25 protein-coding genes, 1 tRNA gene and 1 pseudogene are annotated in these 26,567 nt (G+C 73.4%); 14 read left to right on the top strand and 13 right to left on the bottom strand.

The window, feature by feature from the left end; all coding sequences use genetic code 11:
• Positions 1–76: 76 nt before the first annotated feature.
• The gene (locus tag GA0070603_RS17760; protein ID WP_244282551.1) at positions 77–1,030 is read left to right on the top strand and encodes a DUF559 domain-containing protein; all 954 of its coding nucleotides are present in this window, start codon (positions 77–79) and stop codon (positions 1,028–1,030) included.
• 66 nt (positions 1,031–1,096) lie between these two features.
• On the opposite strand, the gene GA0070603_RS17755 is transcribed toward GA0070603_RS17760, so the two are convergent.
• Positions 1,097–2,404 (bottom strand): D-arabinono-1,4-lactone oxidase, encoded by a 1,308-nt coding sequence (locus tag GA0070603_RS17755; RefSeq protein ID WP_091315173.1) that lies wholly within the window; start codon positions 2,402–2,404, stop codon positions 1,097–1,099.
• 226 nt (positions 2,405–2,630) lie between these two features.
• Here GA0070603_RS17755 and GA0070603_RS17750 point away from each other — a divergent pair, with 226 nt between their 5' ends.
• Positions 2,631–3,206: a TetR/AcrR family transcriptional regulator gene (locus GA0070603_RS17750; protein WP_091322057.1), complete on the top strand. Its 576-nt coding sequence runs from the start codon at positions 2,631–2,633 to the stop codon at positions 3,204–3,206.
• A gap of 119 nt (positions 3,207–3,325) precedes the next feature.
• Here the strand turns inward: GA0070603_RS17750 and GA0070603_RS17745 are convergent, their stop codons facing one another.
• Positions 3,326–4,534, bottom strand: a complete 1,209-nt coding sequence (locus GA0070603_RS17745) for an amino acid deaminase/aldolase (protein WP_091315169.1) — start codon at positions 4,532–4,534, stop codon at positions 3,326–3,328.
• A gap of 218 nt (positions 4,535–4,752) precedes the next feature.
• Here GA0070603_RS17745 and tmk point away from each other — a divergent pair, with 218 nt between their 5' ends.
• The 6 genes from tmk to GA0070603_RS17715 all read left to right on the top strand — a co-directional run bounded on the left by tmk (position 4,753) and on the right by GA0070603_RS17715 (position 10,778).
• Positions 4,753–6,909, top strand: coding sequence for a dTMP kinase (gene tmk / locus GA0070603_RS17740; protein WP_279627495.1), 2,157 nt, complete (start codon positions 4,753–4,755; stop codon positions 6,907–6,909).
• Positions 6,906–8,222: a DNA polymerase III subunit delta' gene (locus tag GA0070603_RS17735; protein ID WP_091315166.1), complete on the top strand. Its 1,317-nt coding sequence runs from the start codon at positions 6,906–6,908 to the stop codon at positions 8,220–8,222. Before tmk ends, GA0070603_RS17735 begins: the two co-directional genes overlap by 4 nt.
• Before the next feature lie 125 nt (positions 8,223–8,347).
• Positions 8,348–8,677 carry a YbaB/EbfC family nucleoid-associated protein gene (locus GA0070603_RS17730; protein ID WP_091315162.1) on the top strand — a complete coding sequence of 110 codons (330 nt, stop codon included), beginning with the start codon at positions 8,348–8,350 and terminating at the stop codon, positions 8,675–8,677.
• A 1-nt stretch (position 8,678) separates the two neighbouring features.
• Positions 8,679–8,984 carry a hypothetical protein gene (locus tag GA0070603_RS17725; protein ID WP_091315159.1) on the top strand — a complete coding sequence of 102 codons (306 nt, stop codon included), beginning with the start codon at positions 8,679–8,681 and terminating at the stop codon, positions 8,982–8,984.
• Complete coding sequence (locus GA0070603_RS17720; protein ID WP_091315156.1) at positions 8,984–9,652, top strand: hypothetical protein; 669 nt, start codon at positions 8,984–8,986, stop codon at positions 9,650–9,652. Before GA0070603_RS17725 ends, GA0070603_RS17720 begins: the two co-directional genes overlap by 1 nt.
• A 289-nt stretch (positions 9,653–9,941) precedes the next feature.
• A complete protein-coding gene (locus tag GA0070603_RS17715) occupies positions 9,942–10,778 on the top strand; it encodes a PSP1 domain-containing protein (RefSeq protein WP_091315153.1) in 837 nt (278 codons plus the stop codon).
• A gap of 176 nt (positions 10,779–10,954) precedes the next feature.
• Here the strand turns inward: GA0070603_RS17715 and GA0070603_RS17710 are convergent, their stop codons facing one another.
• On the bottom strand, positions 10,955–12,658 hold the full coding sequence (locus GA0070603_RS17710; protein WP_244282723.1) for a metallophosphoesterase family protein: 1,704 nt from the start codon (positions 12,656–12,658) through the stop codon (positions 10,955–10,957).
• Between the two features lie 165 nt (positions 12,659–12,823).
• On the opposite strand from GA0070603_RS17710, the gene GA0070603_RS17705 reads away from it, so the two are divergent.
• Positions 12,824–12,897, top strand: a tRNA-Thr gene (locus tag GA0070603_RS17705).
• A gap of 53 nt (positions 12,898–12,950) precedes the next feature.
• Here GA0070603_RS17705 and GA0070603_RS17700 read toward each other — a convergent pair.
• The 3 genes from GA0070603_RS17700 to GA0070603_RS17690 all read right to left on the bottom strand — a co-directional run bounded on the left by GA0070603_RS17700 (position 12,951) and on the right by GA0070603_RS17690 (position 15,400).
• Entirely contained in the window at positions 12,951–14,027 is a 1,077-nt protein-coding gene (locus GA0070603_RS17700) for an acyltransferase family protein (protein WP_139131893.1), read from the bottom strand.
• A gap of 52 nt (positions 14,028–14,079) precedes the next feature.
• A complete protein-coding gene (locus tag GA0070603_RS17695) occupies positions 14,080–14,454 on the bottom strand; it encodes a hypothetical protein (protein WP_091315146.1) in 375 nt (124 codons plus the stop codon).
• A gap of 148 nt (positions 14,455–14,602) precedes the next feature.
• Positions 14,603–15,400: a hypothetical protein gene (locus tag GA0070603_RS17690; RefSeq protein WP_091315143.1), complete on the bottom strand. Its 798-nt coding sequence runs from the start codon at positions 15,398–15,400 to the stop codon at positions 14,603–14,605.
• Positions 15,401–15,517: 117 nt separating this feature from the next.
• Between GA0070603_RS17690 and GA0070603_RS31255 the strand changes: the two genes are divergently transcribed.
• Complete coding sequence (locus tag GA0070603_RS31255; protein ID WP_139131892.1) at positions 15,518–16,366, top strand: hypothetical protein; 849 nt, start codon at positions 15,518–15,520, stop codon at positions 16,364–16,366.
• Between the two features lie 543 nt (positions 16,367–16,909).
• Positions 16,910–17,446 carry a GrpB family protein gene (locus tag GA0070603_RS17680; protein WP_167544555.1) on the top strand — a complete coding sequence of 179 codons (537 nt, stop codon included), beginning with the start codon at positions 16,910–16,912 and terminating at the stop codon, positions 17,444–17,446.
• A 70-nt stretch (positions 17,447–17,516) separates the two neighbouring features.
• Here GA0070603_RS17680 and GA0070603_RS17675 read toward each other — a convergent pair whose 3' ends face one another.
• From GA0070603_RS17675 to GA0070603_RS17655, 5 genes and pseudogenes are all read right to left on the bottom strand, one after another.
• Positions 17,517–18,206 (bottom strand): YdcF family protein, encoded by a 690-nt coding sequence (locus GA0070603_RS17675; protein WP_091315138.1) that lies wholly within the window; start codon positions 18,204–18,206, stop codon positions 17,517–17,519.
• Entirely contained in the window at positions 18,203–18,790 is a 588-nt protein-coding gene (locus GA0070603_RS17670) for a GNAT family N-acetyltransferase (RefSeq protein WP_091315135.1), read from the bottom strand. The genes GA0070603_RS17675 and GA0070603_RS17670 overlap by 4 nt, the downstream gene beginning before the upstream one ends.
• 363 nt (positions 18,791–19,153) lie before the next feature.
• Positions 19,154–19,603 (bottom strand): annotated as a pseudogene (locus GA0070603_RS32075) (SRPBCC family protein); the annotation flags it as partial.
• 139 nt (positions 19,604–19,742) lie between these two features.
• Positions 19,743–20,630 (bottom strand): SAP domain-containing protein, encoded by an 888-nt coding sequence (locus GA0070603_RS32070; RefSeq protein ID WP_244282550.1) that lies wholly within the window; start codon positions 20,628–20,630, stop codon positions 19,743–19,745.
• A gap of 132 nt (positions 20,631–20,762) precedes the next feature.
• A complete protein-coding gene (locus GA0070603_RS17655; protein WP_091315129.1) occupies positions 20,763–21,383 on the bottom strand; it encodes a pyridoxamine 5'-phosphate oxidase family protein in 621 nt (206 codons plus the stop codon).
• Between the two features lie 164 nt (positions 21,384–21,547).
• Here GA0070603_RS17655 and GA0070603_RS17650 point away from each other — a divergent pair, with 164 nt between their 5' ends.
• From GA0070603_RS17650 to GA0070603_RS17640, 3 genes are all read left to right on the top strand, one after another.
• On the top strand, positions 21,548–22,054 hold the full coding sequence (locus GA0070603_RS17650; RefSeq protein WP_091322052.1) for a DUF2231 domain-containing protein: 507 nt from the start codon (positions 21,548–21,550) through the stop codon (positions 22,052–22,054).
• Positions 22,051–22,587, top strand: coding sequence for an Hsp20/alpha crystallin family protein (locus GA0070603_RS17645; RefSeq protein ID WP_091315126.1), 537 nt, complete (start codon positions 22,051–22,053; stop codon positions 22,585–22,587). The genes GA0070603_RS17650 and GA0070603_RS17645 overlap by 4 nt, the downstream gene beginning before the upstream one ends.
• Before the next feature lie 61 nt (positions 22,588–22,648).
• Positions 22,649–23,755 (top strand): glycosyltransferase family 9 protein, encoded by a 1,107-nt coding sequence (locus GA0070603_RS17640; RefSeq protein WP_091322050.1) that lies wholly within the window; start codon positions 22,649–22,651, stop codon positions 23,753–23,755.
• Between the two features lie 3 nt (positions 23,756–23,758).
• Here GA0070603_RS17640 and GA0070603_RS17635 read toward each other — a convergent pair whose 3' ends face one another.
• A complete protein-coding gene (locus GA0070603_RS17635) occupies positions 23,759–24,637 on the bottom strand; it encodes a glycosyltransferase family 2 protein (protein ID WP_091315124.1) in 879 nt (292 codons plus the stop codon).
• Positions 24,634–26,472 carry a D-glycero-beta-D-manno-heptose 1-phosphate adenylyltransferase gene (gene rfaE2 / locus GA0070603_RS17630; RefSeq protein ID WP_091315121.1) on the bottom strand — a complete coding sequence of 613 codons (1,839 nt, stop codon included), beginning with the start codon at positions 26,470–26,472 and terminating at the stop codon, positions 24,634–24,636. Before rfaE2 ends, GA0070603_RS17635 begins: the two co-directional genes overlap by 4 nt.
• Positions 26,473–26,567: the final 95 nt, after the last annotated feature.

Below are 26,567 nucleotides of genomic sequence, written 5' to 3'. Positions count from 1 at the left end.
GGCCAGTTCCTTCCAAGATCTTTTCTTTGTCCACAGGGGCGGCGGACACGGGGCGCGGTCGGGCAGGGTCGGTCGAGTGAAGGCTTCCTGGGCGGCGTTGCGGCGGGCGGTGCCGGGGGATGACGCGGACGAGCTGGCCCGGTTGCTCTTCCGCCAGGAGGACGTGATCTCCCTGGCGCAGGCACGGGAGCACCTGACCCGCAAGGCGATCCGGCACCGGGTGGCGACGGGCCGCTGGCGCCAGGTGCACCGGGGCATCCTCGTCGCGCACAACGGCCCGGTTACTGCCGCCCAGCGCCGGTGGATCGCCGTGCTGGCCGCCGGCCCCACCGCGCTGCTCGGCGGGCTCAGCGCCGCCCAGGCCGGCGGGCTGCGCGGGTTCCCCGACCGGGTCGTGCACCTGCTGTTACCGGCGGCCGTTCGTCGTGCCCCGCTGCCAGCGGGCGTCCGGGCGCACCGGACCAGTCACCTACCGGACCGGGACGTGTACCGGCGCGGACAGCCACCCCGGACGGCGGCCGCCCGGTCGATCATCGACTCGGCCCAGTGGGCGCCGAACGACGAGCAGGCCCGGGCCGTCGTCGCGGCGGCGTTCCAGCAGCGGTTGGTGGGCGGGGACGACCTGCACGAGGTCGTCGACCGGCTGCCGCGCCTCCGCCGGCGCCGGCTGATCCTCGCCACCGCGACGGACGCCGCCGGTGGCGCGCACTCGCTGGGCGAACTGGACCTGCTGAGCCTGGTCCGCCGCGCCGGACTGCCGGAACCGACGCGTCAGCAGGTCCGGCGGGATGCGGCTGGCCGGCGCCGCTACCTGGACGCGTACTTCGAGGAGTGGCGGGTGCACGTCGAGGTCGACGGCGGCCAGCATCTCGACCCAGCCCACGCCTGGGCGGACATGCGCCGGCAGAACGACCTGTGGGTGGAGGGCGACCGCGTGCTCCGGTTCCCGTCGTGGGCCCTACGCGCACACCCCGAAGCGGTCGTCGCCCAACTCCGCGCGGCCCTCCGCGCCGCCGGGTGGCGCGGCTGACGCTCCCCGAGATCTTGGAAGGAAAAGGCCCTCATGGGGGCCAGTTCCTTCCAAGATCTTCGCAGGTCAGGCGCCCAGCACCTGCTCCAGGTACGGGTTTGAGAAGCGGTTGTCGGGGTCCAGCCGCTTGCGGATTGTTTGGAAGTCGGTGAACTTCGGGTAGGCCGTCGCCAGGGAGTCGGCGGTCCGCCAGTGCAGCTTGCCCCAGTGGGGGCGGCCGTCCAGGCCGGTGGCGACCTCCTCGAACGCCCGGAAGTACGGCTCGTACGGCATCCCGACGTACTGGTGGATGGCGATGTACGCGGAGTCCCGCCCGTAGCCGTGGGAGAGCCAGATGTCGTCGGCGGCGGTGAACCGCACCTCGACGGGGAACAGCACCTTGAACGGCAGCCGGTCCACGATCTTCCGCAGTTCCGTCAGGGCGGTGGTCAGGGCGGCGCGCGGGAGCGCGTACTCCATCTCCACGAAGCGGACCCGGCGCGGGGTGCAGAAGACCTGGTCGGAGCGGCCGGTGTAGGTGCGTTCGGTGAGCGCCCGGGCGGAGATGGCGCTGATCCCGGGGGCGAGCGCCGGCACGGCGCGGCCCAGCCGGCAGGCCCCGGCGAAGACGGTGTTGGACAGGAACTCGTCGTCCAGCCAGCCGCGCCAGCGGGGGAGCGGCCGGTCGTCGGCGGGTACCCGGTCGTTGGTCTTGACCTGCACCCGGTCGGTGTACGGGAACCAGTAGAACTCGGCGTGGTCGTGCTGCTCGACCAGGCCGGGCAGGTCGTCGAGCACCGCGGCGAGCGCGGCCGGCCGCTCGTGCGCGCGGAGCACGAAGGCGTCTACGCACCGCAGCGTGACCTCGACGAGCACCCCGACCGCGCCGAGCCCGACCCGGGCGGCGGCGAACACGTCGCGGTGCTCGTCGGGGGAGCAGCGCAGCACCTCGCCGGTCCCGGTGACGAGGGTGAGCGCGGTGACGAAGGTGGACAGGCAGCCGAGCTTCCCGCCGGTGCCGTGGGTGCCGGTGGAGAGCGCCCCGGCGATGGTCTGTGCGTCGATGTCGCCGAGGTTGGGCAGTGCCAGGCCGTGGCGGGCGAGCAGGTCGTTGAGGGTGTGCAGGGTCATTCCGGCCGGTACGGTGACCAGGCGGCGAGCGGGGTCGACGGTGACCCCGGTGTCCAGGTCGGCGAGGTCGAGCCGGTGTCCGTCGGCGACGGCGGTCGCGGTGAAGGAGTGTCCGCTGCCCACCGCCCGGATCGTCCGGCCGGTGTCGGCGGCGTGGCGCACCGCCTCGGCGACCTCCTCGACGGTGCGGGGGCGCACCGTCAGGGCGGCGGTGCTGCGCTGGTTGCCGGCCCAGTTGGACCAGGCGGCTGGCGTGCCGACCATGGGACGCTCCTCGACGTGAATATGAACTGACTTCATATCAGGAACGTTGTACCTGGTAAATACCGCAATCGAGCCCGGCTCGTTGTACCGGTAGTCACAGACTCGTGACGTGCAGATATGTTCATCCGTCGAAGGGGGGTGGCGCCGAGTGTCCACACCAGCCGCCACGACCGGGCCGCTGCGTCGGGTACCGGTGCAGGGTCGAAGTGTGGCGCGGGTCCAGCGGATGCTGGACGCCTGCGCCGAGCTCGTCGACGAAGTGGGGTACGAGGGCTTGACCACGACCCTGCTCGCCGAGCGTGCCGAGGTGGCGATCGGGTCGGTCTACCAGTTCTTTCCGGACAAGCGGGCGATCGTGCAGGCGCTCACCCTGCGCACGATGGAGTCCTATCTCCAGCGGCTCGACGAGCGGTTCGCCTCCGCCGACCTGACCCACTGGTGGGACGGGGTCGACGCGGCGATCGACGAGTACATCTCGATGCACCGGACGGTCCCGGGGTTCCGTACCCTGCACTTCGGCGACGTGGTCGACCTGCACCTGCTCGACGAGCAGCGGGACAACAACGGGGTGATCGCGGATCAGCTCGCCCGGGTGCTCACGGAGCGTTTCGGTCTGGCCGGCGTGCCCGACCTCCGGTTCCACCTGGAGGTCGCGGTGGAGGCCGCCGACTCCCTGATCAAGCTGGCGTTCCGTCGCCGTACCGACGGCGACGAGCGGGTGCTGGTCGAGGCGAAGGCGCTCATCCGGGAGTACCTGCACCGGCAGGTCGACGCCCGGACGGAGGCCGTCCAGCAGAGTTGAGCAGGGCCGTCACCGCCCTGGTGCCGGCGGTGGCGACAATGGTGCGATGCCCGGGGTGCGACCGGGGCAGGACGACGAGCGGCGGGTTCCCGAGGTGCGCCGGGACCCGCCGTCACCGTCTAGAGGAACGCGTGGCCCTCGCCACGGTAGGTCGGCACGGTGGCCACGACGCTGTCGCCGTCCACCAGATGCACCTCGTTGACGTGCTCGCACAGCTCGCCGGCCTTCGCGTGGCGGAACCAGACCCGGTCGCCGATCCGCAGGGCGGTCGCCACGTCGCCGGCCAGCGGGGTCTGCACCTCGCCGGCGCCCTCCGCGCCCAGCAGCTTCAACCCGGCCGGCAGCCACGGCCGGGGGAGCCGGCTGTCGGCGGCCGGGCCCGAGGCGATCCAGCCGCCGCCGAGCACGGTGGCCAGCCCGGGCCCCGGGCGCCGGACCACCGCGCAGGCGAAGAACGCCGCCGGGGTCGGCCGCCAGGCACGGTACGCGTCGAAGAGCGTCGGCCCGTACAGGCCGGAGCCCGCGGTGACCTCGGTGACCGCGGGGTCGGCGCTGGTGGCGGCCACGCTGCCGGTGCCGCCGCCGTTGACGAACTCCAGGTCGGCGTGCTCGCGTACGGCGGCGACCGCGGCCGCCCGGCGGGCCAGCAGTTCCCGGTACGACCCCCGCTGCGTGACCCGGATGGCCGTGCCCAGCACCGCCTGCCCGGGCGGGGCGTCGCCGAGGCCGGCGATCTGCGCCTCGTACGACATGAGGCCGACGAGCCGGAAGCCGGGCCGGCCGGCGACGGCGGCGGCGAGCGTGCCGGCCGCTCCGGCGCTGTGCACGGGAGAACGCCGCACGCCCACGTGCACCCGGCCGCCCAGGGGTCGCCAGGAGGCGTCCAGTTCGAGGCAGACCCGCAGCGCCGGCCGGCGGCCGGGCGGGCAGACCTCGTCGACCAGGTCGAGCTGCCCGGGGTCGTCGACCATCAGGGTCACCGCCTCGGCGAGCGCCGGGTCGGCGGCCAGTTCGGCGAGCGCCCTCCGGTCGGCGGTGGGGTACGCGACCAGGACGTCGTCGCTGACGCCGCTGCGGGCGAGCCAGAGCGCCTCGGGGAGGGTGAACGCCATCACGCCCCGCCAGCCGGGCCGGGCCAGCGCCCGGGTCAGCAGCTCCCGGACCCGGACCGACTTGCTGGCGATCCGGACCGGCTTGCCGGCGGCCCGGTCGACCAGGGCGGCGGCGTTGGCGTCGAAGGCGGAGAGATCGACCACGGCGTAGGGCGGGTCGAGGTGGGCGGTCGCCCGATCGAGGCGATCGCGAAGTTTGTCACGGTCGGTGGCCACGTCTGCACGCTAACTGTCTCGACGGCAATGCGAAATACCCTCGCGTCTGTCCGGGCTGCGGTCGGTGGTGCCCGCGGCCTAGGCTCGGCGAGCAGGCGAATGTCGCGGAGGGGGACGCATCTCGCCGCGACTAGAGTGTTCCACCGGGGATGCCCAGCTCTGGGCCGGCACGTGGAGGTACGGCCATCGAAAGCCAGAACAACGGCGAGTCGCCCGGCGTGTCGTCGCCCGCAGGGCAGGCCGACCGCTCCGGTGCGGCCGCCATCCGGTCGGTGCTGCGCATCCGGCCGTTCCGCCGGCTGTGGATCGTGCTCGGCGTGGCCTCCTTCGGCGACTGGCTCGGCCTGCTCGCCACCGCCCTCTTCGCCGCCGCCCAGGTCTCCGGCAGCACCGCCCAGGGTGCCGCCTTCGGTGGCGTGACCGCCATCCGGCTGCTCCCGGCGCTGGTGCTCGGTCCGGTCGCCGGCGTCTTCGCCGACCGCTTCGACCGCCGCTGGACGATGGTCATCTGCGACCTGCTGCGCTTCGTGCTCTTCGCCTCGATCCCGCTGTACGCGCTCACCGGCGCCGCCGGAGGGCTCGTGGTCGGCTGGGCGCTGATCGCCACGTTCCTGATCGAGTCGGTCACCCTGCTGTGGATCCCGGCCAAGGAGGCCGCGGTCCCCAACCTGATCCCGCGCACCCGGCTGGAGGCGGCCAACCAGCTCACGCTGATCACCACGTACGGCCTGACCCCGGTGGCCGCGGCCATCGCCCTGGCCGTGCTCGACCGCGGCGTACGCGGGGCGGTCGGCGGCGACCTGCCCGACTGGGCCGAGCCGGCCCAGCTCGCCCTCTGGTTCAACGCCTTCTCCCGGCTGGCGACCGCACTGGTGGTGGCCTTCGGGATCAAGGAGATCAGCGAGGCCCAGCGCGGCGAGACGGAGCGCGTCGAGCAGAGCATGTTCCGCCAGTTCGCCGACGGCTGGAAGTACATCGGCCAGACCCCGCTGGTCCGCGGCCTCGTGCTGGGCATCTTCGGCGCCTTCGCGGGCGGCGGCATCGTGGTCGGCACGGCCAAGTTCTTCGCCAACTCGCTCGGCGCCGGTGACGCCGCCTTCTCGCTGCTGTTCGGCGCGATCTTCGTGGGCCTGGCGCTCGGCATCGGGCTCGGGCCGATGATCGTCCGGGACATGTCCCGCCGCCGCTGGTTCGGCATGAGCATCGTGCTGGCCAGCGCCTCGGTGCTGGTGCTCGCCTTCGCCATCCACCTGTCCATGGCCATGCTCGGCGCGATCCTGGTCGGCGCGGGCGCCGGCATGGCCTTCCTGGCCGGCACCACGCTGCTCGGCGGCGAGGTCGCCGACGAGGTGCGCGGCCGGGTCTTCGCGGTGGTGCAGATCGGCACCCGGCTGGTGCTGATCCTGGCCATCGCGCTGAGCAGCCTCCTGGTCGGCGTCGGCGGCTCGCGCCAGCTCACCATCGCCGACCTGGGTATCTCGGTCTCCTCGACCCGCCTGCTGCTGCTCGCCGCGGGCGCCGCCGGCATCTTCGCCGGGATCAGCGCCTTCGGCCAGATGGACGACAAGAAGGGCGTGCCGGTCCTGGCCGACCTCTGGGGTTCGATCCGGGGCCGCCCGCTCATGCCGGCGGAGCCCTTCGTCTCCACTGGCCTCTTCGTGGTCTTCGAGGGTGGCGAGGGCGCCGGCAAGTCCACCCAGCTCGCCGCGCTCGCCGACCGGCTGCGTGGGCAGGGCCGGGACGTGGTGGTCACCCGGGAGCCGGGCGCCACCGGCATCGGCGAACGGATCCGCTCGCTGGTGCTGGACACCTCCGGCGACGACGCTCCGTCGCCGCGCGCCGAGGCGCTGCTCTACGCCGCCGACCGGGCGCACCACGTGGCCACCGTGGTCCGGCCGGCCCTGATCCGCGGCGCGGTGGTGGTCAGCGACCGGTACGTCGACTCGTCGCTGGCGTACCAGGGCGCCGGGCGGACCCTGCCGGTGCAGGAGGTCTCCTGGCTCTCCTCGTGGGCCACCGGCGGGCTCAAGCCCGACCTCGTGGTGCTCCTGGACGTCGACCCGCACACCGGCCTGTCCCGGGTCGACTCCCGCGACCGGGACGCCGACCGGCTGGAGGCCGAGTCGCTCGCCTTCCACGAGCGGGTCCGCTACGCCTTCCTCGACCTGGCCGCCGCCGACCCGAAGCGCTATCTGGTGCTCGACGCGTCCCGCCCGGTCGAGGAGATCGCCGCGGCGGTCGCCCGGCGGGTGGACGAGTTCCTCGTCGACCCGGCCGGCATCGTGCATCCGCGCCCCGCGCAGGGCCCCGACACCACGGTCCAGCCCGAGTTATCCGACGCGGAGCTGGTGACGATGGAGCGCCCCAAACGATGACGGACGTCTTCGCCGACCTGGTCGGGCAGGACGAGGCGGTGGTCACGCTGCGGCGGGCCTCCGCCTCGGCCGCCGCCCTGCTCCGCGCCGCCGCGGCCGCGGTGTCCCGGGCGGGCGCCCCGGCGGCCGGCGGAGCCGACCCGGCCGGCGGGCACGACGACCTCGACGCGCTCGCCGAGCCTGTCGACGGGCCCGGCGCGGCGGAAGGCCGGGCCGCGGCCGATCCGGGCGCCGGGATGACCCACGCCTGGATCTTCACCGGGCCGCCCGGTTCCGGCCGGTCGGTGGCCGCGCGCGCCTTCGCCGCCGCGTTGCAGTGCGTCCACGGCACCGGCTGCGGCCACTGCCCCGGCTGCCACACCACCCTCGCCGGCACCCACGCCGACGTGCGGCTGGTGGTGCCCGAGGGGCTCTCCATCGGCGTCAACGAGATGCGCGCGCTGGTGCTCCGGGCGGCCAGCACCCCGTCCGGCGGCCGCTGGCAGATCGTCATCATCGAGGACGCCGACCGGCTCACCGAGGCCGCCGGCAACGCGCTGCTCAAGGCCATCGAGGAGCCGCCGCCGCGTACCGTCTTCCTGCTCTGCGCCCCCTCCACCCACCCGGACGACATCTCGGTGACCATCCGGTCGCGGTGCCGGGTCGTGCCGCTGCGGCAGCCGCCGGCCGGCGCGGTGGCCGAGGTGCTCGTACGCCGGGACGGCATCGCCCCCGACGTGGCCGAGTGGGCCGCCGCTGCCGCGCAGGGCCACGTGGGCCGGGCCCGGCGGCTGGCCCGCGACCCGGAGGCCCGGCAGCGCCGTGACGCCGTGCTGGCCGTGCCGCGCCGGCTCACCGGGGTCGGCGCCGCGTTCGACGCGGCCTCCGCGCTCATCGAGGCCGCCGAGGCGGAGGCCGCCGCGTCGGTCGCCGAGGTCGACGAGGCGGAGCGGGCCGCGCTGCAGACCGCGCTGGGCGCGGGCGGCACCGGCCGGGGCGCGGCCGGTGCCATGCGGGGCGCCGCCGGTCAGCTCAAGGACCTGGAGAAGCGGCAGAAGTCGCGGGCCACCCGGGCCCAGCGGGACGCCCTCGACCGGGCCCTGGTCGACCTGGCCGGCTTCTACCGGGACGCGCTGACCATGGCGCTGCGGGCGCCGGTCGCCCCGGTGCACACCGACACCGCGGCGCTGGCCGGTGCCGGCGCGCAGAAGTGGGACGCCGACGGGGCGCTGCGCCGGCTGGAGGCCGTGCTGGAGTGCCGGGCGGCGATCGAGGCGAACGTCAAGCCGCGGATCGCGGTGGAGGCCATGATGCTCGCCCTGTGGAAGGGCTGACCGCCACCCTGCCGCGTTGTCCACAGGGCATCGACAGGCTTTGTTGACTGCGGTACGGTCCGGTGTGGCCGCGGTGACGGTGGCGGCACGCTCAGTGACGAGGGTCAGCCGGGAGGAGTCCGCCGATGCCGCGGGGGGAGATCGACGAAGCCTGGATCGAGGAGGCGGTCCGCCGCTACCGGCGCATCGAGACCCTCCAGGCCGAGTTCGACCAGGCGGTGTCGACGGTCGAGGTCACCGTCCGCTCGCCGGACGGCCTCGTCGAGGTGGTGGTGACCGCCGGCGGGCGGATCACCGACGTGCGTTTCCTCGGCCCGCTGCACCAGCGCAGCCCCCGCGACGTGGCCGGCTCGGTGCAGGCCGCGGTCACCGCCGCCGCCGACGCGGCGCAGTGGGCCCGGGAGAAGCTGCACAACGAGACCTTCGCGGCCTACCGGCCGCTGGCGGGAGCCTGACATGGAGACGTTGCGCGCGCTGGCCGCCCGCCTCGACGAGGCCGGCGCGACCCTCGCCACGCTGGCCCGCACGGTGACCGCCAGCGACCCGCCGCACCCCGCGTTCGGCGCCCAGGCCGCCGGCCGGCCCGGCGAGGTCGGCCGGGCCCTGCACCGGCAGTGGACGGCCGCCACCGGCGACCGGGCCCGCGAGGCGCAGGCCGCGGCCACCCGGCTGGCCGCCGCCGCTGCGGCCCTGCGCAGTGCCGCCGACCGCTACTCCGCCACCGACGACTCCGTCGGGCGGCGGCTGGCCCGGGAGGCCTGATGGACGCCCTCGACCGCCTCGCCGAGCCGGCCCTCGACCTGCTCACCCGGGTCGACGCGCTGCTCGCCGCCGGCGCGCCCGAGGGGCACCGGCTCTGGCCGCTGCTGCGCCGCATGCAGGTGCTCCCCGGCGCGGCCGTGCGCGAGTTCCTCGACCTGCACCCCGCGCCGCTGACCGGCGCCGGCCACGCCGTGCGCCGGCTCGTCCGGGGGTACGACGACACCTGCGCCATGCTCGCCGACCCGGTCGCCTGGTCCGGGGCGGCCGCAGGGGCCTACGACGAGGCCCGCACGGCCCTGCTCCGGCACCTCGACGAGGGGCCGGAGAGCCTGGTCGGGCGGCTGGAGTCGACCGCCGGCTACGCGGACGCGCTGGCCGACTGGGTGGAGGGGAGCCGCGTCGCGCTGGCCCGGGCGCTCGCCGAGGTGCTGCGCTCGGCCGAGGCGGTCACCGTGCACGCCGCCACCCGCCCGGGCGTCGACGCGGGGCGGTCCGGGGCGCTCGCGGCCGCCGAGATCGCCACCCGGGTGCTGGGCGTGCTCGGGGTGGCCTACGACGGCGCCGAGACGTTGCTGCGCCAGTGGGCGCCGAGCCTGGCCGAGACGACCTGGCGGGACCGGGCCACGACCGCGCCCCGCTACGGCGGCACCACCCGCATCGGGCACTGAACGGGCCCCGGCAGGTCCACGGCGTCGCACGCCGAACCGGCCGTGGCCGGGCTCCGGCGGCGACGCCGTGGCCTTCCCCTGCACCCCCCGCAGGTATCCCTTCACTCAACGCGGTCGGTCGCCGCTTGTCCCGTAACCGACTCACGTTTCAGCCGTCCGGGGGAGGATCAACGGCACGAGGGGTCGAGGCGGGTTCGGTCGAGTCGACAATCATGGATCACTGCGCCCGGTGACCGGACGGCGACGGGCGGCCGTCCCCGAACCCCGCGAAGGTCGTAGGGTGGGGGACATGGGCATGCTCTGCGCGGTCAGTTTCAACCGGTACGGGCGCCTCTACTACCTCGACCCGGGTGAGCTGCGACCGCAGGTGGGCGACAAGGTGCTGGTGCCCACCGACGAGGGGCCGGAGGTGGCCGAGTGCGTCTGGGCCGCGCAGTGGGTCAGCGAGGACACCGAAGGCTTCCCCCGGCTCGCCGGCCTCGCCGGCGACGAGGACCTGCGCCGCGACGAGTTGTTGCGCCGCCGCAAGGCCGAGGCCAAGGTGGCCGCCAAGCGGCTGATCCGCGAGCACGGCCTGCCCATGAAGGTGGTGGCGATCGACCACGTCTTCGCCACCCCGGAGACCGGCAGCGACCGCACGACCGTCTACTTCACCGCCCCGCACCGGGTCGACTTCCGCTCCCTCGTCCGCGACCTGGGGGCGACCCTGCACTGCCGGGTCGAGCTGCGGCAGCTCTCCGCCCGCGACTCGGCGCGGGTGCAGGGCGGTATCGGCTCCTGCGGGCGGGACCTGTGCTGCGCCACCTTCCTCACCGACTTCGAGCCGGTGACCATCCGGATGGCCAAGGACCAGGACCTGCCGCTCAACCCGCTGCGCATCTCCGGCGCGTGCGGCCGGCTGATGTGCTGCCTGAAGTACGAGCACCCGCTCTACCAGCGGTTCCAGGAGTCCGCCCCGGCGATCGGCAGCCGCGTCTCCACGCCGGAGGGCGAGGGCAAGGTCGTCGGCCACAGCGTCCCCCGCGACTCGGTGACGGTCCGCCTCGACGCCGACGGCTCCCGCTGCTCCTGCAGCCGCGCCTCCGTCTGCGCCCCCCGCCAGGCCCACGACCAGCACTACTCCTGAGACCGCGCCGCCGGGCACCGCCGCCGCTCCGCCCTCCGCCCTCCTCGCCGTCTCCCGCCCGCCTCGCCGTCTCCCTCGTTGATCATGAAGTTAGCGGCGAATTCGATCTCTTTTCGTGCCGTTAACTTCATGATCGACTCTGGGCCGGGTTGGGCCGGGCTGGGCCCGGCCGCTGGTCAGCGGAGGACGATGGGGGGTTCGGCCAGGCGGGGGGTCAGGGGGGATTTCGGGAGGATCCAGCTTGACGTCGGGGACTCGTCCTCGTTGAGTTGCCAGGCGTGGGAGACCTTGTCGACCGCTATCGGGTAGATGGTCAGGGTGCCGTCGGGGTCGATGCGGAAGCGGAGGAACGACTTCGAGTCCTCGATGCCCTGGCCGGCGAAGAGTTCGTTGACGTTCACCCCGAACGACCCCGCCACCAGCAGGTAGAGCGCCACCACCTGGCTGGCCACCAGCCCGCTCACCGGCCCGTACAGGACCGCCGCGGCGACCGCCGGCAGCGGCCACGGCCAGTCGTAGAACGGTAAGTGCAGCCAGAGCCAGGTGCCGCCGGCGGCCAGCGCGACGTTGGCCAGCCCGTGCGTCACACCGAGGATCCAGTGCCGGGCGTGCCGCTTCCCACCGGAGCTGGGTGGCTTGGCGAAGAACGCCGCGCTCAGCAGGGTCACCACCAGCATGATCACCAGGGGGACGCTGAACAGGCGCTGCTCGGTGGTGCCCACGTGGTTCGCCGCCACCCCGGCCATGGCCAGCATCAGCAGCGTGTGCAGGGTGCCCAGCAGGGTCGTGAACCCCGGGTTGCGGAACGGCAGCCGGGCGAAGATCCCCCAGCCGTACTTCCGGGAGCGGGCCTTGTCCGGATAGCGGGCGGCCAACTCGTACTCGCGGGTGCGGCTGGAGCGGCGCGCCAGGGTGTCCCGCGGCGGCACCTCCAGCCGCTCCGGCAGCTGGTGGGTGGGGTAGAGGTAGGCGCCGCCGCCCCCGCAGGTGATGAGCTGCCGCTCCGGGCCGGTGTAGCGGGCGTAGTGGTGCAGGTCGCCGGAGACCAGCAGCCGCACCTGCGCGCCGGTGGGCGCGACGATCGTACGGATGAAGTAGTCGATCGAGTCGTAGGCCGTCGGATGGTCGTGGGCCTTGACCCAGGTCGGTGCCGGCACCGCGAGGATCACCTTCGCGCGCGGGGTGAGCTTCCGTGCCACCTCGTCGAAGTAGGTGAGCTGCGGGTCGTCCAGGTACGACCCGGACTGGTCGTCGAGGCCCAGCAGCCACCAGTCGGCCGGCAGCTCCACGGCGAAGTACGAGCGGGACTGGCCGGTGCCCCAACCGGCGAAGTGCCGGTCCCGGGACCGGACGAACAGCCGCAGGAACGCGGTCAGCCCGTCGTACCAGTCGTGGTTGCCCGGCACCGCGAAGAGCGTCGGCCGCTGCGGCGGGGCGACCGGCATCGCCGCCTGGTACGGCCCCTTGCACCGGTCCTCGTACGCCTCGTACGCCGCCGACGGGTAGACCTGGTCGCCCCCCATCACCAGGGTCTGCGCCCGGGGCAGCCGGTGCCCGTCCACCTCCAGCTCCGGCTGGGCGAGCAGGTACGCCACCGAGTACGTGGCGTCGAAGCCGTCGCCCAGGTCCGCCACGTAGTCCAGCCAGAGCCCGCCGTCCGGCCCCACCTGCCGGAACGTGGCGTCGCCGAAGGCGTTCTGCAACTCGCGCTTGTCCAGGTACGCCCCGAACAGGATCGCCAGCAGGGTCCGCACGCCGGTGCTGATCAGCAGCAGCGGCGCGAGCCAGGGGACCGGCTTGCGCGGGGTGAACCCCAGCTCCAGCGGGTCCAGGCTGCGCGGGCGTCGGGTGGCCCGCTCGCCGGGGTGCGCCTCGGGGATCGGCTGCGGCGGCGGTACGTGATCGTCACTCACCCGCCGCAGGGTAGTCCTGACCGAGCGCGAAGTCTCTCCCGCGCACGTACCGAAACTCCCGGATGTCCGGATCGGAGGGGAGGGGATCCCGTTCGGCGTCCGGCGGGGTGTGCCGTACACTTGACGATCGTTGCCGCCTTAGCTCAGTCGGCTAGAGCGACGCACTCGTAATGCGTAGGTCGACGGTTCGATTCCGTCAGGCGGCTCGGTGAAGAAGCCCAGGTCATAGGCCTGGGCTTCTGCCGTTTCCGAGGTCCGATCACGTCGCGGTCGGCGTGGACTGATGGTTCTTCGCTTTGGCGACGTCCCTGAGCAGCCAGCCGACCGGAGGACTGACCAGCGGACGCAACGCCCACACCACGGGCCGGCTGGCGGTGATCCAGACCAGCGCGACGACCGCCGCGATGAGCACCAGCAAGGCGGGGAGGTCGTCGACCTGCTTGTCCAGGGATGACCACTGGAAGGCCAGGACGACGAACCCGTGCAGCAGATACGGGTACATGGAGTTGGCTCCCCAACCCGTGAGGAACGTGTGGCGACGGGGAGTGAGCATCATGATCGCCCAGGTCATCGCCAACCCGACGGCCATCAGTCCGAGCCGGATCAGGACGCCCTCGGTCACGTCCACACCGAGCCCCTGATAAATGCGGTTCCAGTACACCCAGAGGTTCGACAGGCGCGAGGCGACCAGATAGGCGATCGGTGCGGCAGCGATGAGGACGGCGATCGCGGTCAGCCGCATGGTCGGAGACGGGCGGTACGCGAGCCTGCCGCGACCGAGCCAGACGCCGAGGACGAAGAAGGGCAGCATTCCTGCGACCCGGTCCAGGGACAGGGCGTGGCCGAGCAGGCTGGCGGTTCCGGCGGAGAGGGACACGGCGACCGCGATGACGACAGCTCCGCGAAGTTGGGCGAAGAGCGGTGTGAGCATCCGCCAGATGAACAGAGCGGGCAGGAACCACAGGTGATAAATCGGGGAGAGGAGCATGTTGGCCGTCCACGGCATCGGCTTGTCCATCGCCGTGTAGAAGCTCATGTACAGGAGCTGGAACACCACGTACGGCACGAGCAGATCCCGGATCAGCGACGCCGCACGACGGCCGGTGAGCTCGGTTGCCGAGAGCATCCCCGAAAGCAGGACGAAGGCCGGCATGTGGCACAGGTAGATGAATGTGTAGATCGTCCTGCCACCGGGCGAGGAGCCGACCGTCTGACCCACCATGTGGCCGAGCACGACCAGGACGATCAACAGCCCTTTGATGTTGTCGATGTACGGGTCGCGCCGCACGGGCGCGACAGCGACGCCGGGCTCGTCAGACATCACCGTGGTTGTCACCCGGCCAGGCTGCCGGTCGGCCGACACCCCGACCTAGCCGGAGTGAACAGGATCACCACACCAACGCGTCACCCACGATGGAGTAACTGACGTAGCAGAAGATGGCGACAAATCCGACGAGCCAGCCGGTGAGCGCGGCCGTTGTCCCAGTGGCCCAAGCCGCTTGATGCCCAGTCCGGGCCACCGTACGCCAAAGCTCGACAGCCGAGGCGAGAAGTGCCACGGTGAGGAAAAAGGGGCCGCCCACGGTTGCCAGGCGAAGCAGGAGGTCGTGCGGAACGCATCCGATACCGTCGCATTCGCCGCCGGCGGGAAGCAGCGTCCACAACAGCGCGAGCCCGGCGATGAGCAGGCCATGGCCGGCCATCATGAAGGCCAGGCTCTGCCAGACCCTGGTCCGCCCGGGCGGGGGTGAGATCGGGTTCACGGTGATGAACGTATGGCCGCAGCGTGATTGACAAGGACTTCAGCACCCCGACGGCGACATGGCCATTCGGAACCAGGCCTTGCCCGAGGCGGTCCGCATCCAGTCCGCAACAGGCCAGGGTGTGCGCTGCCGAGAGTCGTTTCTGCTGCTAGAACGCCCTCTGTGCAGGCGGCGCGGGTGGGCAATCTGGTCCCGTTATGCTCTCGTCGCTTCCGCCGTTCCGGTCGGCCAGGTCGGCGAGCAGCCGTCGGTATTCGGCCTGGCTGCCGATGACCGCCCGGTGTTCGGGATGACCGACGTAGTGCCGGATCGCGGCGGCGAGGAATCTGGCGTCGACGCTGTCCGTGCGCAGCGCGTTCCAGCCCCACGGAAGGCCACGCCGCCTCACGAGCAGAGGCTCCGCGAAGGTCATCCGGAGCCGCGAGGGACGGTCCGCCCCCGCGGGGACCTGTGCGGCCGGGACGGCCTCCCACGGCACGGTGAGTGAGCCGAGAACCCACCTCTGCTGTATGCCGTGCGGCCGTAGCTGCACGTCGTGCCCCCGCCACGCCTCGACGAGCAGCAGCGCGACAAGCGCCAGCCAGGAGATCGTCATGACCACGTCGAACGTCGACGCCATGCCGGCCCTTGCCGAGCGCACCACTGCGCCGACGTTGGCCGAGCCAGGCCCGAGGAAGCCCAGGGCGAAGAACACCTTCCACGCCGGCGCCGGCGTGGCGAAGGCCGGCACCTGCGGCAGCACCACGAAGCAGGCGGGCCGGATCCCCACGGCGATGACCGACAGGAGCAGGACCACCACGGCGAGGAGGAGAAGCGGGGTGAACAGCACCTGTCCGAGGGCGGAGGCGAACCCGACGGCAGCAGCGTTCACGCCTGCCACCAGCAGACCAAGCAGCAGAACGACGTGCCGATGGCGCACCGCGGCGGCGGAAACCTTGCTGATCATGTCCGTGACAGTAGAGCCGACGGTCCATGGGCGAGGTCCCTGAACACGGGCCCGTGAGGTGGCCGATGCTCGCGTACGCTCCGCTTCTGCGCTCCTGGCGGAAGGTGAAGGCGGCTGATGAGATCCGACGACGGACTGCCCGACGTGATGGTCGGCAACGACCTGCCGACCGGGCAGCTTCCGGCTGACCGGCCGCGACGCCACGGGCGGGTCACCCTCGCGGTCGCGGCCGCCGCCATCGGCCTGGCGCTCGTGGGCAGCTTCTTCCTCAGGCAGCAACGCGCAACCGATCCGCCGGCGCCCCGGCAGGTGTCGGCGCGGGAGACACCGGCGGAGCCGCCCTCGACCCTGGCCTGGCTTTCGGCGCTGGTTGCCCGCGACGGCATGTCCGTCACCGTGTACGCCGGGACGAGCGCCGAGTGCGAGGAACTCGTGCAGCCTCAGGCGGCGGTGGTCGAGCAGGACGGCACCCGGGTGGTGATCGCGGTGAAGGCCCGCACCGGGCGTGCGTCCGACTGCACCACGGGCGGCAACGCCATCCCCCTCCTTGTGTCGCTGCCGGAACCCCTGGGCGACCGGGTGCTCCGCGACGCCGCCAGCGCAGTCCCGCCACCGACGTACCTCGAACGGGATCTTCCCGCATTGAGCGGCGACAAGCGGTGGAGCCCGCACCCCGGGCAGTGGGCGTCCACTGAAGACGGCTGGTTCCAGGGCTACAACGGCCCCGGAGGCTTGAGTCTCCTCGCGGCTGCCCGTCCGACGGCCGAAGCGAGTCGACCCGCCACCGTCGCGACCCTCACGATCGGCGCCCGCAAGGGTGTCATCACCGGTGGGGCGGAAAGCTCATGGACCCTGTGGTGGGAGGTCGGGGAGGTGACCTATTCCCTCCGGCTGACGCCCACGGAGGGCAGCACCGTCAGCCTCACGCAGTTCAAGCGGGAGATGGGCAGGTTGCACTGGAACTGAGGGCGGGTGCGCCGCCCAGGGCGGGCTGTGCCGGCTCACGTAGTCGCGGGCACGGGGGAGCGGGTCCCGCCAGTACTCGCTGGGCATCCGGGAGTGGTGCGTCGCGCAGAATCCGGCGAGGTCGTCGGTGATCCTGACGCTCTCCAGCGGGCGGCCCTCGAACTCGGTGTTCACCGCGAGCAGCTGCGGCTCGGGATTCCAGCCTGAGTGGTCGAACGCCCAGCCGTCCCACACGGCGTACACGTGGAAGATCTGCCATTCGCCGGCCGGGCGCACGCCGGCGATCTCGATGCGGCGACCAGGGTAGGAGCCCCGGCAGACCCAGGCCAGGATGTGGCACGCTCCGGCCGCGAAGAAGGCCTGATCCGTCCGTTCCCAGGCCACCCGCTGATCTGATCGTTCGATCGGCGTCCGCCGGAACGCTCCCGCTGCCTGGGCTGCCACAGACCGGACGCTAGCGGAACCGGGACCGGTCGTGGGTGCCGGCGTCACGAGGGAGGCGGCGGGCAGCGGTGCGCCGACAACCGCCGCTACGGTGACGAGGTGGAGGACGTCGCGCCGGTGGTCGAGGTGGTGGCCTACGACCCGGCGTGGCCGGAGCGGTTCACGGCTGCCCGGCGGCTGTTGGTCGGCGCGTTGCCCACGGCGGTGAGCATCGAGCACATCGGCTCCACAAGCGTTCCCGGGCTGGCGGCCAAGCCGATCATCGACATCCAGGTGGTGGTGCCCGAGGTCGAGGCGGTGCTCGCCGATCTCCGGCCGCTGGAGCAGCTCGGGTACGTCTACCGCCCGCTGGTGTTCCCCGACGACGACCAGCACCTGTTCTTCCCCAGGGACACCGCGGGGAAGCGGACCGAGCACCTGCACGTCTTCGGCGTCACGTCGCCGGTGCCGGCGGAGAACCGGCTCTTCCGCGCCTACCTCGCGGCTGACGCCGGCGCTGCCCGCCGCTACGAGGCGGCGAAGAGGCTCGCTGCCGAGCGGCATCCCGACAGCCGGGCGCGGTACGGCGCCGCAAAGGAGGATGCGATGCGGCAACTGGCGGCCGAAGCCCGCCTCTGGGGCAGCTCAACCGGATAACGGCGGCTGAAGAGCCAGGGGGCCAGAGCCAGAGGGCTGAGGCCCGGCACGGCCGCCCGCGCCCGTGCCGTCAGCCGGCGAGGTCCGGCCCGACCAGGAGAGCCCTGTGCCGGCTCCACAGCCACCGCAGGTACTCCTGTAGCTCCGCCGGCGTGGCGACCCACCCTTCCGCCACGTACGCGAGGATGCGCCTGGCCTCCCCGGGCACGAGGTCGTAGGCGGTCGCTCCGGTCTCGGGGACGGGTGTGTCCGGAGCGACGGCTGCGGGAAGCGGGATGATCGGCAGCCGCATGCCTCGAAGGGTGAGGGTCTTGAGCACCGTGAGGTAGACCCGGGCCAGGTGGTAGGGGGAGACGGTGAGCGCGAGGCTCGTGATGCCGCGGGCCTGGACCTGGTCGGCGACCCAGGCGGCCTGCCTGCCGGTGTTCGGTGCCGGTTCGGCCTGGACGTGGACTCCCTCGACACGACGGAGGCCGAGGCTCCGCAGCTGGTCGAGCGTGATCTCCGTGTAGGTCTTCTCGGCCGGGTTCCCGTTCGCCACGAGGAGGTGGCGGAGCTTCGGGTTCGCCTCCCAGGTGCGGATCGCGTGACCGAGGCGCCATTCCTCGCCCTGACCGGTGAGGACGACGAGTGCCTCGACGTGGTCGGCGGCTGACTGGGGCAGCGTCAGGATCATCGTGAGGGCCTTCAGCAGCTCCAGGAACTGGCTGGCGCTGCAACCGACGAAATCCTCGTCGCGCACGATCCGGGAGGGATTCACCGGTCTCCCTGCCGCATGATCCAGGTCGGCAGGGGTTCGGCGATCTCGCGTACCACCTGCCAGCCGGCCCGGCGGTAGACCTCGACGTTCGCCGGGTTGCTGGTCTCCAGCACCGCTGGCAGCCCGTCCGCCGCCGCCCGGGCCAGCCCGGCCCGCATGACGGCGTGGCCCCAGCGACGACCGGCGCTGTCGGGGTGGGTGCCGAGCACGCCGAGGTACCAGAACGGGCCGGCCGGCAGCGCCGCGTGCACGGCCGCGTCGTAGGCGTGGACCCGGGCCAGCGCGTCGGCGGGCAGGTGGGCGGCGAGCGGGTCGGCCGGCTGCGGCTCCGGCGGGACGGGTGGTTCCCAGATCGCCACGGAGGCGCCCCGGCCGATCGTCCAGATGGTTCCCCGGTGGACCCGCTTGTCGAAGAGGTGCCCGAAGAAGGCGGCGGCGTGCCGGGGGTAGCTGGCCGGGTCGGGAAAGAGGTGGGTCAGGACGGGGTCGGCGGCGAACGCGGCGACCAGCGAGTCGACGACCCGCCCGCGGTCCGCCGGGGTGGCGACGGTGATCTCCGGTGTGCGTCGTTCGAGGTCGGTCACGGGCGGCAACGATACGCGCGCAACGAAGCGAGCCCGGCGGGCGCGGCGCGGGGCCGGCCCACCGGGCTCGCTCCGGCAGGGAGGTGAAAGGTCCTACAGGTTGCGGCGCGGGTCCGCCGGGTCGGGCGGGAACACGCCGGTCCGCTGCGTGGGGACGTCGGTCACCACGTACTCCGTCTCGGTCGGCGTGGGCTCCTCGTCGCCCTCCGAGCGGTGCTTGGCCACCGCGGCGGCTCCGGCCGCTGCCGCGCCCGCGGCGACCGCGCCGGCCGCGACCGCCTTGCCGGAGATGCCGGCCTTGCCGTCGTCACCGCGGGAGGACGCGGCGTGCTCCACGCCGGGCGTGCCGAGGGTACGGCCCTCGTCGACGGTGCCGCGCCAGGCGCCGGTCTCCGCGCCCCGGCCCTCGATGTACGACTTGAACTTCTCCAGGTCGGCCTCGGCGCGCTTCTCGACGATGTGCAGCTTGTCGCCGGCCTTCTCGACCAGCCCCTCCGGCTCGTACTCGAGGGAGAGCCGGACCTGGGTGCGGTCGGTGCCGATCGGCTGGAAGTAGACGGCGCCGGCGTTGGTGGCGCCGCTGGTGGCGGCCCACGCGACCTTGCGGTCCGGCACCTGCTCCAGGACCTTGGCGTCCCACTCGCGCTTCACGCCCGCGATCTCGGCGACCCAGTGCATCCGCCGGTCGTCGAGCTGGCGTACCTCCTGCACGCCACCCATGAACCGGGGGAACTCCTCGAACTGGGTCCACTGGTTGTACGCGGTGCTGACGGGCACGTCGACTTCGATGGACTTCTCGACCTTCGTGGTCATGGGCACTCCTTGTCGTTCAGTCGTCGGTACTGAAATCCGTACCCCGGGAGACCGGGGCTAACCGGGACGGCGCGGATTCGGCGGACATGCCGGAGGCCCGGGTCGACGCGCCGACCCGGGCCTCCGGACGATCAGGGGCTCAGCCGTCCTCGCGGTCCGGGCTCTCCAGCCGGAAGAAGTTGCTCTGCTTCCCGTCGGAGCGTTCCTCCTGGTAGATGAAGTTGAGGCGCCGCTCGTCGAAGGTGCGGAACCACTCCTCCCAGCTGATCTCGCGCAGCCGCTGCTCGCGGCCGTTGCTGGGGAAGTCGAAGCGCAGCACCCCGGCGTGGCCGTCGTGCTCGGTGCCGTCCACGGTGGTCGGCAGGCCCTTGCGGGCCTCGGCCCAGCGCCGGATCACCTCGTGGTCGGTGGTGACCAGGCTGCGGCCGGGCCGCTCCGGCTCGTCGTCGACCGAGGTGACCTCCTGGGCGTACTTGATCGACTTCGAGTTCTGGGGCCCCTTCCGGACGCCGCCGCCACCCGAGGAGGAGGACGCGCCGGACTTGTCGGTCAGGCTCTTCACCAGCGCCTTCACCAGGTCGGCCTTCGGCATGTCGGCGGTGCCGGTGACGCCCCGGGCGCGCAGCCGGCTGCGCAGCTCGTCGACCTTGAGCCGGGCGATCTCGCTCTCGTTGACGTCCGGCGTGTTCGGGGTCTGGTTGCCCGGCGGGTTCGCCGACGAGGTGCTCTTCTTCGCCGCCGACCCCGAGCGGGACGAGCCGGAGCCGGACGAATCGCCGGCCCGGGCGGAGGTGCTCTTCTTGGCACCGTCCTTCATGGCCTTCACGAGGGCCTTGACCAGGTCGTCCTTGCGCATGTCGGCGGTGCCGGTCACGCCGCGGCGGCGCAGCCGGTCGCGGAGCTGGTCGACAGTGAGCCGGGCGATCTCGCTCTCGTTGATGTCGGGGGTGTTCGGCGTCTGGTTGCCCGGCGGGTTCGTGGTCGCGGTCGAGCCGCTGCCGCGCCCGGAGCCGTTCTTCGTGGGCATCGCACATCATCCTTCCTCGACCCGGTACCAGGGGGTGTCCGGCGTCGCGTGATCGCGGTGGGCCGTCCCCGAATCAGTACCCCCAGCCGCCCGGCCAAACATCGTGGACGGGCGGCCGGCGTGGCGGAAGGCTCAGACGTAGAGCTTGCGGGCGTAGTCCGGGCCGTAGTGGCGTTCCAGGTCGGCGAGGTTCTCCGTCGGCGCCTCCACCTCCTTGACGAGGCGGGCGCGGGTCGGCAGCGCGTCGGGCCGCCAGGTCTCCGGCTTCCACAGCTCGGAGCGGAAGAACGCCTTCGCGCAGTGGTAGAAGATCTGCTCGATGGACACCTCGACGGCGAGCACCGGGCGGTGGCCCTTGACCTCCATGTCGGCGAAGTACGGCGCGTCGGCCACCAGCCGGGCCCGTCCGTTGATCCGCAGCGTGTCGGTGCGCCCGGGGATCAGGAAGATCAGCCCGACGTGGGGGTTGGCCAGGATGTTGCGGTAGCCGTCGGCCCGCCGGTTGCCGGGCCGTTCGGGGATGGCGATGGTGGTCTCGTCCAGGACCAGGGTGAAGCCGGCCGGGTCGCCCTTCGGGGACACGTCGCAGCCGCCGTCCGCGTCGGCCGTGGCGACCAGGCAGAACGGCGAGGCGGCCAGCCACTCCCGGTCCCGCTGGTGCAGCACCGTCCGCTCCTTGTCCCGCGCCCGCTGCGTCGGTACGCCCAGCAGTTCGGTCAGTTCCTCCGGGCTGGTGATCTCCCGTGTCGTCACGTCTGCCTCCCCCGTCCGTTGACCTTGATGGCGATTCCGGCCCACGGACGGCCGGTTTCCGCCATCGTCAGCCTAGGAGAGCGCGTCGACGGCGAGGTTTGCCCCCGGAGCCGGCGGGTACGGACTGAGCCGCAGCGCGCCCGGACCGATCGATGGAGGCCGAGATGGAGAGCCGACTGAAGGTGCTCGGCCATCCCGTGCATCCGATGCTGGTGATGTTCCCGGTGGCCCTGCTGGTCACCGCGGTGATCTTCGACGTGATCGACACCGTGGGCGGGCCGGACCTCCTGGGCGAGGTGGCCTACTGGAACATCACCGTCGGCCTGATCGGCGGCCTGCTGGCCGCGGCGGCCGGCGCCTTCGACCTGCTCGCCCTGCCCACCGGCACCCGCGCCAAGCGGGTCGGGCTCACCCACGCGGCCGCCAACGTCGCGGTGATCCTGCTCTTCGCCGCGGTGTGGGTGGTCCGGCTCAACGCGGACTCCCGGGCCGCCGGGGGCGCCCTGATCGCCATCGAGGTGGTCGCCGTGGCCATCCTCGGCGTCAGCGCATGGCTGGGCGGCGAGCTGGTGGACCGGCTGGGCGTCGGCGTCGACCCGGAGCACGACCTGAACGCGCCGAGCTCGCTGCGACCCCCCTCGGCCACCCAGCGGATCGGAGACGTGCGATGACGGAACAGAGCGGCGGTCGGGGCTGGCGGGGCCGCCAGCAGGGCTGGGACCCGATGGGCGAGCTGCAGTCGCTGCGCGCCGAGCTGAGCCGCCTGGTCGGTGGGCGCGGCGGCAGCCCGGACGTGGAGCTCACCGAGATCGCCGACGGCTGGGAGGTGGTCGTCCGGCTGCCCGGCGTCGCCCCCGAGGAGGTGGCCGTCGAGCTGGACGACCGGGAGCTGTGCGTACGGGCCCGGTCGGAGGCCGAGGTCAACGCCGACCAGGGCATCCCGGGCGGGTTCACCACCCGGGGCTTCGAGTACCGGGTGGACCTGCCGTCCCGGGTGGACCCGGACCGGATCGACGCGGTGATGGACCACGGCCTGCTCCGGGTGCGCCTGCCCCGGGCGGCCCGGCCCGCGCCGCGCACCATCACCGTCGGCCGCGCCGGCCCGAGCGCCACCTCCGGGGGTACGCGGACCGTGACCGACCCGGCAGCGGACCGGGAGCTGCACCACCCGGACACCGCTGTCGACGAGATCGACCGGCCGTAGGGGTCGCGTGGCAAGCCTGGCCGACGACTCCAGGTCGGCGCGTCTGTCGCCGCGCCGCGACCTGGAGCCGTCGTCGGTGCTGGGCCCGGTGGGCGAGCGCGTACCCGACGTCGAGCGGATCGCCGTGCTGCGGGCGAACGCGCTCGGCGACTTCATCTTTCTCCTGCCGGCGCTGGAGGCGCTGCGGGCCGCGTACCCCTCGGCCGAGATCGTGCTGCTCGGCGCGCCCTGGCACGCGAAGCTGTGGCGCGACCGGCCCGGCCCGGTGGACCGGGTGCTGGTGGTGCCGCCGGCGCCCGGCATCCGCGAGCCCGGCCCGGACGAGACGCCGTCCGAGCTGGCGGACTTCCTGGCGGCGGCCCGGAAGGAGCGGTTCGACCTCGCCCTGCAACTGCACGGCGGGGGTGCCAACTCCAACCCGGTCATCGCCGGGCTGGGCGCCCGGGTCACCGCCGGCCTGCGCGCCGACGACGCGCCGCCGCTGGACCGCTGGATCCGGTACGTCTACTACCAGCACGAGGTGATCCGCTACCTGGAGGCGGTCGCCCTGGTCGGTGCGCCGGCGGTGACGGTAACCCCGGCGCTGACGGTGACCGACGCCGACCGGGCCGAGGCGCGCACGGTGCTCGGCGAGCCGGACCGTCCCCGGGTGGCGCTGCACCCGGGTGCCACCGACACCAGGCGGCGCTGGCCGCCGGAGCGCTTCGGCGAGGTGGCCCGGGCGCTGGCCGGCGACGGGTACGAGGTGCTGGTCACCGGCACCCCCGCCGAGCGGGAGACGGTGGACGAGGTGGTCGCGGCGGCCGGCGTGCCGGTACGCCCGCAGGTCGGCACGCTGAGCCTGGGCGGGCTGGCCGCCGCGTACGAGGGGTGCGCGCTGGTGGTCTCCAACGACACCGGCCCGCTGCACCTGGCCGGCGCGGTGGGCGCCCCGACGGTCGGCGTCTACTGGATCGGCAACCTGATAAACGGGGCCACGCCGCTGCGGGTCCGGCACCGCCCGATCGCCTCGTGGACCACCAACTGCCCGGTCTGTGGCGTCGACTGCACCCGGGACATCTACCCGCACCGGCCCGGCGGCGGGGAGTGTCCGCACCGCGACTCGTTCGTGGCGGACGTGCCGACGGCCGAGGTGGTCGAGGCGGCACGCGACCTGCTGGCGGGCTGAGCGTCAGGCCGGTTGCGGCGTGTCCGACTCGGCGACCACGACCTCCCACGCCTCCACGTCCCGCTCGGTGACGGTGGTCGGTGACTCCAGGTGGTAGGCGCCGCTGGGCAGGACGCCGGCGCCGCCGTGCCGCTCCAGCACCGCGAGCTGCGCGGCGACGTCCTCGCCCTGGTGCCGTTCGTGGAGCCGGCGCCAGAACTCGAAGCCGCCGGAGTCGAGCAGCTTGGCCCGGTCGTAGAGCACGCACCCGCCGATCCAGGAGACCTTGTACGCCCGCCACGCCCCGGCCGGCAGCCGCAGCTTCTCGGTGACGTGCAGCAGGTTCGCCGCCGGATGGATCGACGCCCGCTGCCACTCCGGTGTGCCGGGGCGGATCCGCTCGGGCACCGGCGGCCCGGGCCACTCCTCGTAGTGCCCGTGCGTCTCCGGGCGCACGTCGTCGGCGTAGGAGAGACCGTGCACGGCGTTGCCGACGAAGCCGCAGCCCAGCTCCCGGATTGCGGTGACCAGCCGGGAGACGGTGCCGGGCTCCAGCCAGACGTCGTCGTCGAGGCAGAGCACGTACCGGGCCGCCGACCGGTCCAGCAGGTAGGCGCGATGCTCGGCCAGCCCGCGCCGGGGCAACCGCCGGGTCAGCAGCACCGGGCGCCCCCGGTGGCGCAACGCCCGGACCATTGTGGCCGCCGCCGGGTGCGCGTACGCCGGGTCGCCGTCGGACTGGTCGCTCACCACCACCCCGAAATCCGGTACGCCCTCCTGCGCGGCCAGCCCGGAGAGGGTGACCGCCAGCTCGGCGGGCCGGTTGCGGGTGGGGATCAGCACGTCGAGCTGCCGGGGCCGGCGGAACTCCTCGGGTACGCCGGGGTCGAGCGGTCGGTTCACGCCGGCCTGCCCTCACCGACGACCGGGTGCGACCGGATCCGGTCGATGATCGCCGAGGTGGAGCGGTCCGGCACGTACCCGAGGGTGCGCACCTGGCCGCCGAGCCGGCGGACAAGCGGGGCCTCCGGGACCATCTCGGGCGGGTAGTCGCCGCCCTTGACGTAGACGTCCGGGCGGACCGCCTCGATGAGCTTCGCCGGGGAGTCCTCCTCGAAGACCACCACGTGGTCGACGCACTCCAGCGCGGCCAGCAGGGCGGCCCGGTCCTCGACCGGGTTGACCGGCCGGTCGGGGCCCTTGAGCCGGCGGACGCTGCCGTCGGAGTTGACGGCCACGACCAGCAGGTCGCCGAGCGCGCGGGCCTGGGTCAGGTAGCGGACGTGCCCGGGGTGCAGCACGTCGAAGCAGCCGTTGGTGAAGACGATCGACCGGCCGGCCCGGCGGTGCTCCGCGACGATCGCCGCCAGTTCCTCGGCGCCCACCTGGGTGGGGCGACCGGCCTCCTCCGGCCCGCTGCCCAGCGCTTCCAGCAGGTCCTCCCGCCGGCACACGCAGGTGCCGGTGTCGGAGACGGTGATGGTGGCGGCGAGCTGGGCGAGCTGCGCGGCGGTCGGCAGGCTCGCCTCCGCCGCCAGCGCCAGCGTCATCGCCGCCAGGTACGCGTCCCCGGCCCCGACGGCGTGGCTGGCCGGGACCGGCGTGCTGTGACTGCGCCGGGGTTCGCCGTCGGCCCCGCCGACCACCGCGCCCTCGGTGTCCAGGGTCACCGCCACCACGTCCGCACCGGTGTGCTCGCGCAGCTCGTCCAGGCGGGACTCGGCCAGCACGGCCCGGTCGACGCCGGCCCCGGCCGCCGCGTTGACGGTCACGCCGGTGCCCGTGACGCTGAGCCCGTCCCCGGTCAGCGCGACCCGCTCCTCGCCGGGAGTCGGCTCGCCGGTCGGGCCGGCGACCCCGCCGCCGTGCTCGGCCGCGGGCGCCCCCGAGGTCGGGTGCGGGCTGCCCGGCTCCCGTTCGCCCGCGCCGCCGGGCGCCGCGCCGACGACCAGCTCGGAGGGGCCGTCGGCCGGGTCGGCCAGGTGGTCCAGGTGCAGGTGACCGGCGGTGGCGCCGCGTGCCGCGCCCCGGTGCCCGCCGTTGAAGCCGGCGGCCGCCCGGGCCAGCAGGCGGGTCGCCTCGGCGAAGCTCGGCGTCACCACTGTCGGGTTGAGGCCGCGCCAGTCGGCCAGGTCGTGCGCGTCGAGCGCCACGGTGGCGTACCGGTCCCGGTTGGCGACCAGCCAGGCGCGCACCGCCGAGGGCAGCGCGCCCAGGCCGTAGTCGCAGACGACAAGGGTGGGCGGCTGCCCGGCGGCCACCGCGCGCAGCTCCTCCGTGGCGCAGTGCAGCGCGGTCAGCAGGCGGGCCACCCCGTCGTCGTCGAGCGGGTCCTCCGGGTCGCCGGAGTCCTCGCGGAGCAGGATCTGGTTGCCGGCGAGCATCCGCCGCTTCACCGGCGTGGGCCGCCCGGGGTGGCCGACGGTACGGTCCCAGACGCCCGCCCGGTCGAGGCAGTCGTGCAGCTCGTCACCGGCCACGTCCGCGCCGACCGGGGCGACCAGGGCGGCCCGGCCGCCGAGAGCGGCCACGTTGACGGCGGTGTTCGCCGCGCCGCCGGCGGCGGAGATCCGTCGGCGCAGGGTCAGGACCGGCGCGGGCGCCTCCCGGCAGAGCCGCTCCGACTCCGCGAACCGCCACTCGTCCAGCATGGCGTCGCCCACGACCAGCACGGGACGCCCCTGCCAGCCGGCCACGACGGTGGCGAGCCGGCGCTCTTCCGCTGCTGCTCCTGCCATGCCCCTTCGGGTCCCCCGAGCGGGACCGGCCAAACCTGCGGCCCCGGACACCCTCACCGTCCGGTTTCGGCGGATCCCGCCCGGGAACGGGTGCA

Source organism: Micromonospora chersina (assembly GCF_900091475.1).
GTDB classification, from domain to species: domain Bacteria; phylum Actinomycetota; class Actinomycetes; order Mycobacteriales; family Micromonosporaceae; genus Micromonospora; species Micromonospora chersina.
The sequence above is the reverse complement of the archived record's forward strand: the minus strand, read 5'-3'. Positions and strand labels throughout refer to the sequence as shown.

Bases quoted from the DNA above. Each gene is read 5' to 3' on its own strand.
- GA0070603_RS17755 (WP_091315173.1), bottom strand. From the start codon at position 2,404: ATGGTCGGCACGCCAGCCGCCTGGTCCAACTGGGCCGGCAACCAGCGC.
- GA0070603_RS17750 (WP_091322057.1), top strand. From the start codon at position 2,631: ATGCTGGACGCCTGCGCCGAGCTCGTCGACGAAGTGGGGTACGAGGGC.
- GA0070603_RS17735 (WP_091315166.1), top strand. From the start codon at position 6,906: ATGACGGACGTCTTCGCCGACCTGGTCGGGCAGGACGAGGCGGTGGTC.
- GA0070603_RS17730 (WP_091315162.1), top strand. From the start codon at position 8,348: ATGCCGCGGGGGGAGATCGACGAAGCCTGGATCGAGGAGGCGGTCCGC.
- GA0070603_RS17725 (WP_091315159.1), top strand. From the start codon at position 8,679: ATGGAGACGTTGCGCGCGCTGGCCGCCCGCCTCGACGAGGCCGGCGCG.
- GA0070603_RS17720 (WP_091315156.1), top strand. From the start codon at position 8,984: ATGGACGCCCTCGACCGCCTCGCCGAGCCGGCCCTCGACCTGCTCACC.
- GA0070603_RS17715 (WP_091315153.1), top strand. From the start codon at position 9,942: ATGGGCATGCTCTGCGCGGTCAGTTTCAACCGGTACGGGCGCCTCTAC.
- GA0070603_RS17690 (WP_091315143.1), bottom strand. From the start codon at position 15,400: ATGATCAGCAAGGTTTCCGCCGCCGCGGTGCGCCATCGGCACGTCGTT.
- GA0070603_RS31255 (WP_139131892.1), top strand. From the start codon at position 15,518: ATGAGATCCGACGACGGACTGCCCGACGTGATGGTCGGCAACGACCTG.
- GA0070603_RS32070 (WP_244282550.1), bottom strand. From the start codon at position 20,630: ATGCCCACGAAGAACGGCTCCGGGCGCGGCAGCGGCTCGACCGCGACC.
- GA0070603_RS17650 (WP_091322052.1), top strand. From the start codon at position 21,548: ATGGAGAGCCGACTGAAGGTGCTCGGCCATCCCGTGCATCCGATGCTG.
- GA0070603_RS17645 (WP_091315126.1), top strand. From the start codon at position 22,051: ATGACGGAACAGAGCGGCGGTCGGGGCTGGCGGGGCCGCCAGCAGGGC.
- rfaE2 (WP_091315121.1), bottom strand. From the start codon at position 26,472: ATGGCAGGAGCAGCAGCGGAAGAGCGCCGGCTCGCCACCGTCGTGGCC.